10 protein-coding genes are annotated in these 15,488 nt (G+C 35.1%); 1 reads left to right on the top strand and 9 read right to left on the bottom strand.

The window, feature by feature from the left end:
- Positions 1-10 precede the first annotated feature (10 nt).
- From AC0L5Q_RS09960 to AC0L5Q_RS09920, 9 genes are all read right to left on the bottom strand, one after another.
- Positions 11-1,282: a DUF3526 domain-containing protein gene (locus tag AC0L5Q_RS09960; protein ID WP_473618201.1), complete on the bottom strand. Its 1,272-nt coding sequence runs from the start codon at positions 1,280-1,282 to the stop codon at positions 11-13.
- Positions 1,282-2,706: an ABC transporter permease gene (locus AC0L5Q_RS09955; protein ID WP_473618200.1), complete on the bottom strand. Its 1,425-nt coding sequence runs from the start codon at positions 2,704-2,706 to the stop codon at positions 1,282-1,284. The genes AC0L5Q_RS09960 and AC0L5Q_RS09955 overlap by 1 nt, the downstream gene beginning before the upstream one ends.
- The gene (locus AC0L5Q_RS09950) at positions 2,703-3,425 is read right to left on the bottom strand and encodes an ABC transporter ATP-binding protein (protein ID WP_473618199.1); all 723 of its coding nucleotides are present in this window, start codon (positions 3,423-3,425) and stop codon (positions 2,703-2,705) included. The genes AC0L5Q_RS09955 and AC0L5Q_RS09950 overlap by 4 nt, the downstream gene beginning before the upstream one ends.
- A gap of 225 nt (positions 3,426-3,650) precedes the next feature.
- The gene (locus AC0L5Q_RS09945) at positions 3,651-4,652 is read right to left on the bottom strand and encodes a sterol desaturase family protein (protein ID WP_473618198.1); all 1,002 of its coding nucleotides are present in this window, start codon (positions 4,650-4,652) and stop codon (positions 3,651-3,653) included.
- 13 nt (positions 4,653-4,665) lie between these two features.
- Complete coding sequence (locus AC0L5Q_RS09940; RefSeq protein WP_473618197.1) at positions 4,666-6,966, bottom strand: TonB-dependent receptor family protein; 2,301 nt, start codon at positions 6,964-6,966, stop codon at positions 4,666-4,668.
- The gene (locus tag AC0L5Q_RS09935; protein ID WP_473618196.1) at positions 6,966-8,216 is read right to left on the bottom strand and encodes an imelysin family protein; all 1,251 of its coding nucleotides are present in this window, start codon (positions 8,214-8,216) and stop codon (positions 6,966-6,968) included. Before AC0L5Q_RS09935 ends, AC0L5Q_RS09940 begins: the two co-directional genes overlap by 1 nt.
- Positions 8,217-8,339: 123 nt before the next feature.
- Positions 8,340-10,055, bottom strand: coding sequence for a DUF4856 domain-containing protein (locus tag AC0L5Q_RS09930; protein WP_473618195.1), 1,716 nt, complete (start codon positions 10,053-10,055; stop codon positions 8,340-8,342).
- Positions 10,056-10,598: 543 nt separating this feature from the next.
- On the bottom strand, positions 10,599-11,030 hold the full coding sequence (locus AC0L5Q_RS09925; protein ID WP_473618194.1) for a hypothetical protein: 432 nt from the start codon (positions 11,028-11,030) through the stop codon (positions 10,599-10,601).
- Entirely contained in the window at positions 11,030-12,235 is a 1,206-nt protein-coding gene (locus AC0L5Q_RS09920; protein ID WP_473618193.1) for a hypothetical protein, read from the bottom strand. The genes AC0L5Q_RS09925 and AC0L5Q_RS09920 overlap by 1 nt, the downstream gene beginning before the upstream one ends.
- Positions 12,236-12,536: 301 nt before the next feature.
- On the opposite strand from AC0L5Q_RS09920, the gene AC0L5Q_RS09915 reads away from it, so the two are divergent.
- A complete protein-coding gene (locus AC0L5Q_RS09915) occupies positions 12,537-14,624 on the top strand; it encodes a putative bifunctional diguanylate cyclase/phosphodiesterase (RefSeq protein ID WP_473618192.1) in 2,088 nt (695 codons plus the stop codon).
- The last annotated feature ends 864 nt before the right edge of the window (positions 14,625-15,488 follow it).

Genomic DNA, 15,488 nt, shown 5'->3' with positions numbered 1-15,488 from the left:
TAGGCTTTAATTATGTTTTTGTGTTTGAAAACTTAGGTAAACCAGACATGTTTTCGAGCGTAAATTCTGCTTCGTTAAACATTAGCGGATAATAAAATTGGCGTAATGCTTTATGGTATTCACGTATTGCTAGCTCATATTTTATGGCTGCGTTTGTATCTGTTTCTGCGATGGCAGACATCAATCTTTGCGTCAGCATAGGCGGAGATATTAAGGCAAAGCGTTGTGCTAGCGTGTTTTTTTCTAACGTTGCAGCGCGGTATGCTTTTGATAGTGCTTCTGCTTTTTGATCACCAACTTGCTGAAAGGCGTAGTACCATTTCCATTCGAAAGATTCGCCCATTTGAGTTTTGTCTTTCCATTGAGGGTGTGTTGCTAAAAATTCCTCCCAAGTAGCATTAAATGGAAGATCCCAAGCATCATTTACGGCTTCTCGTTGTGTTAGTACTATTTGACCACCGTTCGGGCTTTCTACCATGTCATCAATGGCCATATCGCTACCAACAGGAATAAGCACAGTGACAACAAGCCATATTGCAAGTAACACGGAAGCGGTTTGTGCTGAGCTTTGCTTAGCGGCAACTTTACTCGCCGTAAACAATAAGGCTAATAACATCCAAAACAGTAAATGCGCTATAACAACAAGTGCCATAAAGCCAACTGATATTAAAGGTGCTTGCGTAACTAAAGCGCCTATAAGAAAAGGCACAAGTAGCGCAATGGCAAGCGCTGAACATAAAACCATAGCTCTTGATAGCCAAAGATTTTGTTGTTTACTCGCGGTAGTAATGAGTAGATCGTAACGACCGGCTTCACGCTCGGCTGAACGCAAGTCATGCAGCAACAAGATAACAAATAGTGGCAACAAAACACTGGCAATAAACGCAAAGTCAAATCGTCCTAAAAATGATAACTCGGGGTTATCTGCGTCGGTTTCATATATTTGCCCTTCGATGGCAAGCATACGAATACGGTGTTTCCACGGATAGATATCGCGTTGTCCCATCGCCGCAAAAGCGATATCTGACGGAGAAGAGTAGGTTAAATTAAAGCTATAGTAGGCGGCACTGCCATAATCTTTTTGTTTGGCAAGTACGCTGTCGCGATCGATAGTATCTTTTTCAATAAGCCTTTCAATAGTACTTATTTGAGAGCGAGTTTCGCTGATGCCAGACCATACTGCAAACACAGACAACAAAAAAACAATGCTCAGCAATACTAAAATATATCGCTGTTTAGCGAGGAATTTGGCTTCTCTACCGATATTTGAAAATAAAGTCATTAGCTTATTCTCCTAACGGCAAACCGTAAGGAAAAACATACTAAGGCTGCCCAAAAAATTAATTGAAAAATATAATGAACACTGCGTGACAACCTTGTTGTTGCGGTGTCAGGCTGGAAAGAAAACGAAGACAATACTTGCCAGTTATCAGCATTAACACGCGCAGCTTTATTATCTTTATGGCGATTCATATCCGCTTGATAATTTAAGTTATCTTGATGGACTTTATTGAGAGATTGAACAAAGTCGAATCTCAAATCTTCTGCTTCACGAAGAAATCTATGGTGGGTTTCCAAGCTTGTTCCTGCAATGATCATTGAAAAAGAACGTATTGCTGTTGTTGGGGTTAACCAGCCAAATTGTCGAGCTATTTTGGCTTGCGAAAGCTCTTCTTGCATACGTTGTTCGGCAAATTTATTGAGTACTTTGGTAAGTTTTGCCTCTGAGTATTGGGCAACGGTACCGCGAAAGTTAATGGGTAAGTCTTCTACTTTGTCGACATTATATTTTTTGAATAGGTTTTTCTTGAGTTGCTCAAATGCGGGATCGGCAGCATTGTGTCCGTCACCTAATTTTCGTAATTCTTCTACTACGGCAAAGTCAGATTCTAATTTACCTAGTGAAGGCGCAATGGCTGCAGCGCTAGAACTACCAATTCGAGGTATTAAAATACAAAAAACAATCCATAAACCCACTAAGGTGGCGAAACTTACACCATTCTTATTACTTAGCGCTGATACGGTTAAAACAATACCACTCCACACTAAAATATAAAGTACGTAGCCAATAACAAAACTGCTTGTTACCAGTAATGACTCACCTGTGAATGTCGCCCAAATCGCGGCAATCACTAAAGGCAGCAACATGAGTAATCCGCTACTGACTAATGCAAGGTATTTACCTAATAATAAGTGCCATAAATTAGCTCCTTGGGTGATTATTATATGGAGTGTACCTGCTTCTTTTTCTCGGGTAACGCTGGCGTAGCCAATCAAAATAATAAAAAGTGGTACCAGCACTTGTAATAAAAAACTAGGTGTTAAGCTGCTAAACCTTGTCATTCCCGATGCTTGACGTTGATCAGAAAACATTGCGCTGTTTTGTCTATGCCCTTCAAGGAAGATAGAAGTACCCGTGAATGCATCTACCCCAGGTTCAATAATGCTAAGTGGCGAAGGGGTACGAAATACATAATGACCATAATGCACCATACGGTGTGGATGACGGTCGGGTTGTTCTAAAAATTGCGCTTCAGACGTTTGCTGTAGGTGCTCGCGTTCATGCGCAGCATGCTCTATTTCTATTGTGTTCACTATGGCGGAAACAATGGTTAATAATGTACCTATAACCAGAATGGTGGCTGCTAATTTAGTGCGATGCCAAAAGCGCCATTCATCGCGTGTTACTTGATTGATGACTTTCATTGTTTATTTCTCGCTGAAAAGGCTGCATGCACTTCTTCAGTATCGATATGAGTATTATTGCCACGTTCAAACATACCGACAATTTTTCCGTTATTTAACAAACCTATTCGGTGGGCAATTTGACACGCACCATAAACATCATGGGTTACCATAAAGATCGTTGAACCCTCTGATGCTAAGGTAGTAATAAGTTGGTTGAATTCATCAATGGCGTTAGGATCTAAGCCTGATGTTGGCTCATCAAGAAACAGTACAGGCGCATCACGAAGCAAAGCCAGTGCTATCGCTGTTTTTTGGCGCATACCTTTTGAGTAATTTGACATTGCTCTATGCCAAGCACTTTTCTGTAATGCTACGCGCAATAAAGCTTGTTCGATTTCAGATTCAGATTTTTTGATATCTGCTAATGCCAGAAAATACTCAATGTTTTCTACGCCTGTTAAGTGGCCGTAAAGCATCACTGATTCTGGTAAGTAAGCAACTTTTCTTCTAATTAAGTCGATATCTGTTGCAACCGACATTCCCATCACGGTAGCTGAGCCACTTGTTGGAGAAACCGTGCCTAAAAAGGTTTTAAGTGTGGTTGATTTTCCTGCACCGTTTCCACCTAGTAGGGCAAACACTTCCCCTTGTCCTACTTTAAAGTTAACTTCATCAAGTACTGTTTGCTGCTCAAAGCGAACACTTAGCGATGAGGATACAATCATGTCTTTTTGCATTACCGTCCCTTTTTTTAATTTTTAAGTGAATACCGTGTTATGTTATAACATAACATTTATGAAGTGAATTTATTATTGATAAATGAGAGAAGATATACGAATTACTTTTTATGGGTTTTAGGTATGCCTCTATCAATAATATTTTCAACCGAATACTTACTGTGTTGGCATATCGTGCGATAAAGGTAATAAATGAAACTTAAGGTCAGTTGAAGTTTTGCTTAATTATTTTTTAAAGAGTGCTTTAAAAGGAGAGAAATAAACTTTAATAAGAGAGGAGTGATCGGGGGTGTGTTTACTTACACCATAGGACAAAACTTGTTCGCCTTTCGCTGTAATATGAGAGCCAAACATTCTGTCCCATATTGCTAAAGCCGTACCAAAGTTTTTATCAAAATGTTTGGGGTTGGTGCTGTGATGAATTTGATGTTGAGCTGGGCTTATTATCCAATTTTCAATAGGGTTTCCAAAGCTAAGCCAAATGTGTGAATGGCGTAAATTTGAGCCCAAAAAGTTAAACAAAAAGATAAACACATTAGCCCCTAAAATGTCTGCCATTTTTAATGTAGGGCCAAAATAATAATAACAAATACCCACAACAACACCTTGAGTTAACGCCATTCTACAAGCGTACAGGTAGTTTTCTATGGGGTGCGAGCGATAAATAGTAAAAGGTGTTAGTACTGTAGCTGAGTGATGTACTTTGTGAAACTCCCATAAAAAAGGAATTTTGTGTAGTAAGTAATGTAGAAAGAAACGCGAAAAGTCGTCAACTAAAAAAAGTAATAAGGTAAAAATAGCAACGATCGTGGTGGAAGACCAAGGTAAAAAATCTCGAGTACCTAAAATACTTTCTAGTGCTGATGATAGTGATAACGCGATAGGCGCCATGGTAAAAATAATGAGCGGAAATAGCGCGGCTTTAATAAATTTATTAACAATAAGTAATTGGTAGTCGATACGCGACGATTGAGCTAAATAGACTTTTTTAGGGAATAAAAAGGTAAAAAAATTGCTAGGTTTAGTATCTGTTTTACTGGTGTTTTCAATAGTGCTTTTGTCGTTAGCACTATTGAGGACTTTTTGTTTTTTCGTTTGTAAATAATAAACAGGTATCGCGAATACAATAGCAGACGCTAAATAAACCCAATAAAGGCGTTTATTTGCGTCATTAATGTATGAAGCAAGTTCTGCTAAGTTACTCGTAAAAAAATCAATAATAGTCATTTTCTAACACAGCTTAAAAACTGTATTGATAACCTATTTGTAATTGTTGAGGTTTGCTAGGGCGAGCTCCATAAGGGCGTCTGCTCACAATTTCTTGTTTATCAAATAAGTTGTCTAGTTTGAGATAAAGTTTACCGTATTGCTCAAGGCTGTAACTTGCTGATAAATCTGCAATGGTATAGCTTGAGGTTGTAACGCCAGATAATAAAACACCTTCGCCTGAAGCTTCTTTCATTTCATCTATATAACGAACAATCGCGTTAATTTCCCATTTATTGGCAATTAACCCAATGTTTGCGGTTAATTGATTTTCAGGTAAATAAGGGAGGTCGTCACCAGCGGTAATTTCGCCCCACATAGGAAAGTCTGAAGTAAAACTTGTTTTAAATTCTGACGAGGTATACGTGTAAACCAATGAAAGAGGGACTTCCCAGCCATTATTTAATGACACATTGTGACTTGTTGATAGTTCAACACCGTATACTTCAACTTTACCGCCATTAAACTCGGCATCTAAACTATTGCTACACCTTGAAGCGGTTGAAAAGGTACAACCTTCTTTTAAGTTTTTAATGTCGTTATAAAAAGCGACTAATTCAAATTTAGTATTGCCGTTGTTATATCGACCACCTAACTCATAATTAACACTGTTTTCAATTTCTATCTCTGGACTTTCTTGTGGACTGGTTGGTACAAATCCTTCATGAATACCGAATAGAAACCCTAAGTTGTCGTTAATAGTATAAAAACCGCTGATACTTGGTAACCAAATATGCGAGCTTTTTTCTAACCAATCTTTTTCTTGATTAGGGGCTTTGTTTTGATATAAAGAATCAAAGTATTCACCACGCAAACCAAAGCTTAAATCAAGTTGATTTAAGCTAATAGTGTCTTGCATAAATACAGCTAGTGCGTTGGTTTCTTCAATATTAGTTGTTGTTTTTAGCGTATCGGAACCATCGCTAACAAGTTGTTGAGAACGCATGAAAAATGCATCTTCAGTGTGGTTTCGTTCAATTTGATCTTGATGAAAGCGAATACCAGCAGTTAACTTATGGTTTAAATCAAAAAGAGTAAACGTTGTGTTTAATTCTGATTGAATACCTTGAGAATAATATTTACGGGCATTATCCCCTAAAATTATTTTTTCTGATTCGCGCTGTGTATCACGTACGCCTGTCAGTATTTGATATAAAGGATCGTAGTTTTCAGGTTGAGCTAAAATGGTTTGTAAGTCTTGGCTCGTCGCTCCATCTTTAAAACCGTTAATTTTGTTCCACGAACGTTCAAAATCATTACGATATAAGCGCGTGGTTACATCAAAGTTATCATTAGAAAACAAATGAGTAAGTTGTATTTGCTGATGATCCCAGTCCATTAAATCGTTTTGGCTGGCAACATAACGTCTGTTAGGATTTTTAGCGAAATCGGCATCGGTTAAACCTAAATACGTTTCGTTCGATTTTTCATTAGCTGTTGCGAGTTTTAATTCAATAAGTTGTAAGTTGTTATCTGAACTTAAATCGTATTGAAGCTTTAACATGGCGTCGTTTTTCTTAAAGCCTGTATCTTTACTTTTGCCATCAGCACTATCAAGTTCTTTAAAACCGTCTGCTTGTAAGTGGTTTAGCTCAAGCAAGTAACCAAAGTTGCCATTGGTGTTGCCGTAATAGCCAGATGCCTTTTTAAAACCATCGCTACCTGCAGCAATATTTATACTCCCTTCACTAGCTTTAGGAATAGCGCGGGTTGTCATGTTTAAAGCACCAGCAACCGTGTTAGGGCCGTATTTGATTGCCGCAGGACCTTTAAAGACTTCTAATGAGGTCATTTTACTCATCATAGGGAAATAATAAGCAGCGGGGGCAGAGTAGGGGGCTGGGCCGATTAAAACACCATCTTCCATGACCGTGATTTTTTTACTACGTTCAGGTGTTACGCCTCTAAAACCAATGTTAGGGCGTAAGCCATAACCATCTTCTTCTCTAATATTTACGCCTGGTACGCTATACAAAATTCGGTTGATATCGGTAAATTTGAACTTTTCTAATTCTACTTCGCCAATTAAAGTTGCTGAACCCGCTTCTTTACGTAATTTATCGCTGTGGCCGATAATTTGTAACTTCTCGATTAATTCGGTAGCGGCACTTTTTGCTGCTATTTGCGTATTAGTTTCTTCTGCAAATGCTGTTGAGGCAACTGCAAGTGATAGTGCAATTGATAAGGCTACTTTAGTAAATGAGTTCGTATTTGACGTTTTATTTGAAATCATGTTTATAGATTTATCTTGATATTTATTAAGAGAAAATGTCATTAGTCGTTATCTCCCGCTGAGGTTGCAGGGAGTTCTAAGGCTAAACTGGTAATGAAGTCTGCTTTTAACTGATCCGTTATACCTTTTACGTCGGTATGTATTTGTTCAACTTGATCTGGTTCGTTTTCTAATGTGTCAGCTAAGCTTGAGTTAATTTTCTCAATTGAGGCTAATGCTTTGGTGATATTTTTTTGTATTTCTGTTGCGGTGATTGTGCTACCTACATCAACTAAATAATCGTTAAATCCAATGCTTGTTTCGCTACCCGTAAAAAATTTCTGAAAGGCTAATAAGTTATTTTTAATGTTGGTAAGTGAGTGGTTACTGTACGGTGATTCCACATCTTCAGGGCAAGCGCTTGAACCACATTTGTTTGCAAGTAAGCCAAGAGGAATCGCTAATTTTTCATCTTTAGTAAATGAATCAATATAAAAAAGTGCGTCGCTAATAGCATTTACTGCATCGTGTTCGGTAGTAAATAGGCTATTTGAGGTTCCTGCTTGTTTTAACTGAGTTGCATAACCTTGTGCAGTATTCCATTGTGTTAATAAAATATCAGCGTTGTTTACTATGTCTTTAGCTACTTCTACTGCAAAGTCGCAACGGGTAGTTTTACGTTCGGTATTGGTAAGGTTATTCCAGCCTGTAGGCGCAGCACTGGTTTCACAGCTATGTTCTAGGTTTTCATTAAAAAGTAAGTATTCTAAGGCGTCTAGCCCTTTTCTTGAAACTGTTCGAAATCTGATGTCGTAAGGTTGCCCATTTACGGTACCATCTTTAAAAAACATGACATCAAAATCAACGCCGCAGGTACTTACTGTTGGCCAAGAATAAATATTGTTTCGTAATAAGTTATCATCTTCTAATAGCGGGCCTAATTGCATTAATTCAGCTTGTTGCCAAATATTCATAGTGGCACGCCATTGTTCTTTAGCGTTATTTTTTGTTTGCTCTAAAGCTGATTGTTCTATGGTGCTCTCAGCAAAGCTATATTCGCTACTACAATAACTAGCGACCAGCTCTTGCTGTTTTTTTGCTTCAACTTTAAATGCTTCAAACGTTGGAGAAATAACATTATCTGTAAGGCTAGTAATTAGGGTTAATTGATTAAAATCAGTATTGGTGTTTTCTCCGCCACTTCCTCTGTTAAAGTCTTCACCTTGTGAACTGCTAACATCTTGATTACACGCCGTTAAAAGTAATGCTGTACTAACGACAACAGAGAGTAATTTTGCTTTTGTATGTAACACTTATTTGGACCCTTAAATACGAACAAAGCTCAAGCTATTTCTAGCTTAAGCTCCATGCTTAATAATATTATTAACCCTGTAAATTATACCCATTATTTGGGCATAAATAATTGCAGCATTAGACTACCAGTTTTCCACATTCTCAGCATCAAATGATAATGCGCTAGCAATAATACCACGAGCCATTATTAGTTTTTCTTGGTATGCCGCAATATCAGTACTTTCTAATACCGGCTTGTCACCAATTAATGTGTGAAGTTCAGCAAACTGCTCGTCTGTTATTTTTGAATAGGGGTTAAACTGTAAACCCAATGCAAAACCTTTTAATTCAGAAAAGTGTTTAGCCGTATCAGTAAAGTTAAACTCTGAAGTACCTACATTAGCTAAATCTGCATGAGTGTCATTAATATAATGAACAACTGTTGATGCAATAGCTCGTTCCCAACCGTCTACAATAATGTCGCGTTGTGCTAATAAAGCAGTAAATTGCTCTGTAGTTAATGCAACGCCAGCATTATCGTTAATTATTTTACGACCTTCAATAAAGGCTTCCATCACTTGTTTAGTGTAATCAGTTGGCATTGTATTACCGACTGTACCGCGGTCACGTTTTGCTGCGTTTACAGAATTACCAAAGTTAACTTCAGAGGTCAGATCAAATTCACCATCAGCATTCGTATCATGGTTATTGTTCCAATCAGCTCTATCACCTTCGCCTGCTTTACCCGATAATTCATTATCGTTATAGGCTAAGTATTCACGTGAAGCACCAAAGTATCCGTAGCCTTCATCAAACTGATGTTCTAAAACTGAATATGCTTTAGAGCCGTCTTGCATAAAGTCAGAATTTAAGCCTTTACCGGCATCAGCGTTATCTAAATAATCGTCAGTACCTTGAGAGTAAGTTACTGCCATTAATAAGAATTTTTGAATTAATTGCTTAAGATCTGTTCCGTTAGTATTTAAATAAATATCTGTTATGGCTTCATTAGTAACAGATTGACGAACAATACCGTTAATATGTTGTTCAGCATTATCTGCAAGTTGATCAAAGAAAATACCAATTAATCCTTCTGGTGTGGTTGACCCTGTAGCGCCCCAACCAGAAAAATTTGTATTCCAATCTTTATGCTGACCAGAGTCATTACCTGCAATTTTACCACTTAAATTTTTAAGGCTTCCTGAAATATCAGCAAGAAATTTTTGTTTTGTATCGGCCATAAAAGTAATAGGGAAGTTGTCGTATTGTTCCGCGGATGTTTGGTAAAAACTGTTTAGTTTAGTTTTAACTGCTTCTCTAGTAAGTAATGTACCGTCGTCTAAGTCTGCTTTTAATTGATTACCAATGTAGTGGTTTAATTCGGCAATTAAGGTATGACGAGCTATTTGACCGCTATATGAAACACTTGATTCGCCAGTTATAAACTTGCTATCAAATGTATAAGTGTCTAATACGTCTGTTACTGCAATGGTTAATGATTTCGTGAATGTTTTTGAACCTGAATCAGTTACGGTTACTTCTATTTCAATTGTTGGTTCTACTTCAAAATCGAGAACTACGCCTTCAGCAAGCGCTAATTCATTACCTGAAACAGTAAATCTTTCATCTGAAACTGAAAAGGTGAAAGTGTCACCAGTGTTAGCATCTACTGCTGATAAGTTACCTAATACCGCAGCCATGCTATTTTCAGTAACAGCCATATTGCTTAATGTGATGTTTGTAGGAGCTGTATTCTCTTCTACTTTAGGCGTTGATGTATCACTACCTGAACCGCCACATGCGGTTAATAATAACGAAGAGATAATTGCTAAGCTAAGTGCACTTTTTTTAATATTCATAATTCACCAAAATAAATTTTAATAACTACATCAACTGAAGAAGTAACCTCAAATTTTATGAGGTTCATGATTTCAATTAGTTTTGTATTGCTTAATTGCAGGTATTCTATACAACAAACAAATGTAATACAAATAAGAACCAATATCATTACGATTGTTTTTTTTGATGAAGAACAAAATTCGGTTAAGTTTTTTTAAAGGATATATACCCGTACCATTCAATATGCAGGTTTCAGTGGGAATTAAAAACAATTTAGGCACAGGTTTCACGTTCCAAACGAAATCTAAGGTCTACATCCATGTAAGAACCTTACTAAAGTTAATAACGAAGCATAAATTGTTTTTAGACCTATCGAAGAAGCGCTTGAGCAAAATCACTTTTTCGTTAGCGTTTTTATAAGGGAACGACCATTATTACAAAGCACTGCCTTGAATTGATATCGCTCAAGCACTCTGAAATACACATCTTGATTGGTAACGGGTATAAATTATGTGGGTAAAATAGTGAATGAGACAAATAAAACAGTGTGATTATTTTATTACTTAAATAACAATAGTGTAAATAATTTCAACGTTTTCAGGTAGTTTTGTTCCTTGAGGAACGTAAGTAATAGCAGTTGGGGTTGTTGATATATAATGTAGTAAGGCCTCCGTTGTTGGAAGCTCTTTTGGTGGCCTAGCTCTACCTGAAAAACGCATTTGAGCGTAAAACGACTGTATTCTAGATTCATTTAAGCCAATTATTTTTGTATTAAAAATAATACGAGTAATAGTTTCCACAGGAGGAATAACAGGTTCAAACATAATCGTATTTCTCCCTAAAAATACATTACGTAGCTGGCTTTTTGTAATGGATTTTATTGGGTTTTCAATATTTTTAACAATAATAACCTCTGTGCTATTTTTATTTGCGAAAGCAAATTGAGAAAATAGCAATAGGCTAAAAATTATCGAAAATACGAGCCATTTACTCATTAAAATAACCAATCGATACTAAATAAATATAAGGTAGAATAATTATTAAAGTTAGACTTATCTATTCTACTAAAAGTAGAACGTTGACCATCTTTCCCTTTAATCAAATCTATTTCTGCTTTAAATGCTAAATTAGATTTTATGTCCCATCTAACACCAATGCTTGTAATGTCTACATCTTCATTGAGCCTACCGTTAAGTAATTTTTCTATTAGATTATTTAATACTGTTAATTCAGGAGATACGCCCAGAGGAACTTGATTCTCGACGTTACTATTTGTTGTTCTTAATTTTGAGGCTGATCCATAATAGGTAAAGTTATTGTGAAATAAACCTAAAGTTAAGTTATAACTTTCTATGTTAGCGATCAATTTTGAATCACCTGCAATTAAGGTCGCTTCAGTTAGTGCAAAATAATTTAAGGTTTCATAAGCAGCGCTAAATTGATAAATATCTATATCGCCTTTTATTTCTAATTCATTTGCAGTTTTATCGAAATGATATGATTTGAGTATATTTTGAAGTCTTGGCAAGTCATTGATTTCTAAATTGAAATTTCCAGTCACGTAACTTATTCTAGTTTTAAAGTTTTCTGTATTCATTCGCAGGTTAATACCGGTCAGTAAATCACTATCAACAGTTGTACTGTTTTCTACATTAAATACATTACTGTCAAACTGACCACCAAAAGCGCTCAGTGAAAAATTAAACTTATCTATATTGAATAAATAGGTGGCTCTAGCACCATCAATAGAGGCAAATAAAGCATTTACATAGGTGGTTTGTGGAGGAATAACCCAAGGATAAGCAAAGCCTACATTAATTACTTCACTGTATTCAAAAAAAGGTGTGCGATAACGACCAAAGTCAAATTGCCAATCTGTTGAGGGTTTATAAGATACATAGAGCCAATCAAAACCTGATTTACGTAAACTACTTTCAGTAAATATACCTTGAGCAACAAAAGATAGTTTGTCGTTGTATCTGTATTCACCTTTAATACCGAGTAAACTATCAGGAGAAAAAGTTAGACTATTGTCATAACCTTGATATTCAGCAGAACTCTCATCGAGGTACCCACCAACTAATCGGGCAAAGCCAGATATGTTAACTTTATCAGTGGTTGCATATGTTTTATAAGGTGTTATTAGAATAATAATTAACCAAATATATTTGAACTGAGATGAAGGACTAAATACAGACACTTGGGGGTACTTTTAACTTTGTATAATGTGGTAACAGTCTAACAAAAAAATCTGTGTTTTTGTGAGTATTAATTCAACTTTAATTGATGATTTTTGTTAGTATATGGATGATTTTACGGCATATTTAAAATTAAGCTTGGTTTTTCTTCAGGGAAGTGAGTTTAGTCATATTTTTGCTGTGTATAATATGTACAATTTTAACAAAAAACATTTCGAAGGAACGAAAGGTTCTAGAAAATTAGCTTTATTTTTAGTAACTAGAGAAGAGGGCAATACAATTCTCTCTGATAAGTAGGAAAAAATGATTTTTCAAAGTGTAAAATCAACATTAGCAACATTAACTATTTTTACCATTATTACTGTTAGTTTTAGTGTGCTTGTTGTATCGATATTTGAGCATGAAAATCTTTATCAAAAATTCGTAAAAAGTGATCTTGATGGTTTATCTGAAAATATAACCAATGACCTAGTTCCTTTGATAGGAGATACACGAGATGTATTTTATATTACAACGGTTTTATTGCGTTTAGACCATTATGAAAACGTTAAATTTGCAGCAGTACTAACCCCTGAATTCACGCCTGTTGAAACTTATATAGGTAAAGCTAATATACCTTCAGAAGATATAAAATATTATTTTAATAAATATAATTTAAATACTATCCCATTTGGTATATCTACCAATAAAGAAGAACTTATTTCATTTAAATATATTGGCGATAAACATTTGCCTCTAGGTTATTTATTAATTATTAATGACTATCAAGGCCCCTTAGATAGAAGTAAACTTAGTCTATTAAAACAAGCGCTTCCTATTATATTAGCTGTTTTGGCTATTGTTATTCTATTTTCCTTGTGGCTTCACAACAAACTACTTTCTCCCCTTACTCGCCTTTCTTTACTCGCAAAAAAAATAGAAAATACAAAAGATTATTCTTTAAGAGTTGATGTGGAAGGAAAAACGGAGGTCGCTAGCTTAAGCCATAATGTTAACTCAATGATGCAGGCTATAAATAAAGAAACACAAATTAATGCCGAATATACGATGCAGTTGAAGCAACAACAGTATGCAATGGAAAAGTTAGCTAATTTCGACAGTTTAACTGGTTTGTCTAATCGTCAGCATTTTATGCAAAAAGTAAAAAAAGAATTAGCAGATGCGCAGCGAGAAGATAATAATCTTTTTTTAATTTATATCGATTTAGATGGTTTTAAAGCGGTTAATGATACTTATGGGCATGATGCGGGAGATAAGTTATTAATAGAAGTTAAAAATAGATTACAAAAATCAACAGCAAAAAAAAGTTTTATCTCTAGGCTTTCAGGTGACGAGTTTTTAGTATTAATGGACAAAAAAACCAGTTACTTAAAGGTTAAAAATATTGCTAGAGATATTGTGGAAGAACTCAATAATGCTTTTTTAATTGATGGCTGGAAAATTCATGTGGGAGCAAGCTGCGGTATAGCAAGCGCTATAGATGCTGATTTTGATGTAGGTGATTTTGTTCATCATGCCGATATAGCTATGTATTGTTCTAAAGATCGAGGAAGAGGTCGTTATACCTTTTTTACTCAAGAAATGAAGGATAATAATAAACGTGAGCTATTTATTGCAAACTCTATAATTTCAGCCATTAACAACAATGAATTTGAATTGTATTATCAATGTAAGTTATCACCACAAGAAAAAGTTGTTGGCTTTGAAGCTCTTATTCGTTGGCATAAAGGTCCTTTAGGTACGGTTCCACCGGATGAATTTATTTCTATAGCTGAGCAGACTGGTAAAATAATACCGATAACTCATTGGGTGTTAGAACAACTTTGTAAAGACTTACCCAAAATATATGCATTGTTTAATATAGATACTGTAGTGTCTGTTAATTTATCGGCTCATGATATTAGAGGTGAAGGCTTACTTGAGTTTATTCAGCAGCTCTTTATTAAATATGATGTTTTACCTGAATGTATTGAGTTTGAGGTGACGGAATCTGCTTATTTAGAAAACTTTGAACAAGCTAATGCTTTTTTTACACAAATAACCAATATGGGGTCAACCGTTGCGTTAGATGATTTTGGTACGGGATATTCATCATTAAGCTACTTAACTAAGATACCTATTAATACACTAAAAATTGATAAGCAGTTTATAGATGATGTGGGCATTTCTGATGATGCTACTACAATCACTAAAACTATTATTGAAATGGCTAAACAGCTAAATTTAAGGGTTTGCTGTGAAGGGGTGGAAACTCAACTTCAGGCTGATTTTCTTATTGAACAAGGGTGTTATCAACTACAAGGGTATTTATATAGCAAACCTTTGTGTATCGATAAGTTAAATACTCTTACTACCCGTTTCACAAAAAAATTGAATATTTCTACAAATTAAAGTTAATTCATTATTTTTTGAACTTATTTGAATTAGATCGTTCTTACTTAATGTGAAGTTTATTTCCCTTAGTGTTTCATGTTTATTTATAGCGCATTTACTTTTGTATTTGCGCTTTTTTTTGTCTGAATTTTATGGTGTTAAATAGAGCTATAAAAAGAAGATAAAAAATTGATCAGAAATTTTTGAACTAAATATGTATTGCATGTTCTACTTAATAGAGACTTTAATTCCCTTAGTGTTTCATGTTTATTTATAGCGCATTTACTTTTGTATTTGCGCTTTTTTTTGTTTGATTTTTACGGAGCTAAGTAGGGTTATAAAAAGAAGATAAAAATTGTTCAAAAATTTTTGAACTAAATGTGTATTGCATGTTCTTACTTAATAGAGACCTTAATTCCCTTAGTGTTTCATGTTTATTTATAGCGTATTTACTTTTGTATTTGCGCTTTTTTTTGCCTGATTTTTACGGAGCTAAGTAGGGTTATAAAAAGAAGATAAAAATTGTTCAAAAATTTTTGAACTTATTTGAATTCGAGCGTTCTTATTTAATGTAAAGTTTATTTCCCTTAGTGTTTCATGTTTATTTATAGCGCATTTACTTTTGTATTTGCGCTTTTTTTTTGTCTGAATTTTATGGTGTTAAATAGGACTATAAAAAGAAGATAAAATTGTACAAAAATTTTTGAACTAAATGTGTATTGCATGTTCTTACTTAATAGAGACCTTAATTCCCTTAGTGTTTCATGTTTATTTATAGCGCATTTACTTTTGTATTTGCGCTTTTTTTTTGTCTGAATTTTATGGTGTTAAATAGGACTATAAAAAGAAGATAAAATTGTACAAAAATTTTTGAACTAAATG

This window comes from Pseudocolwellia sp. G5-9 (assembly GCF_055808995.1).
This window is presented reverse-complemented; position numbering and strand designations above follow the sequence as displayed.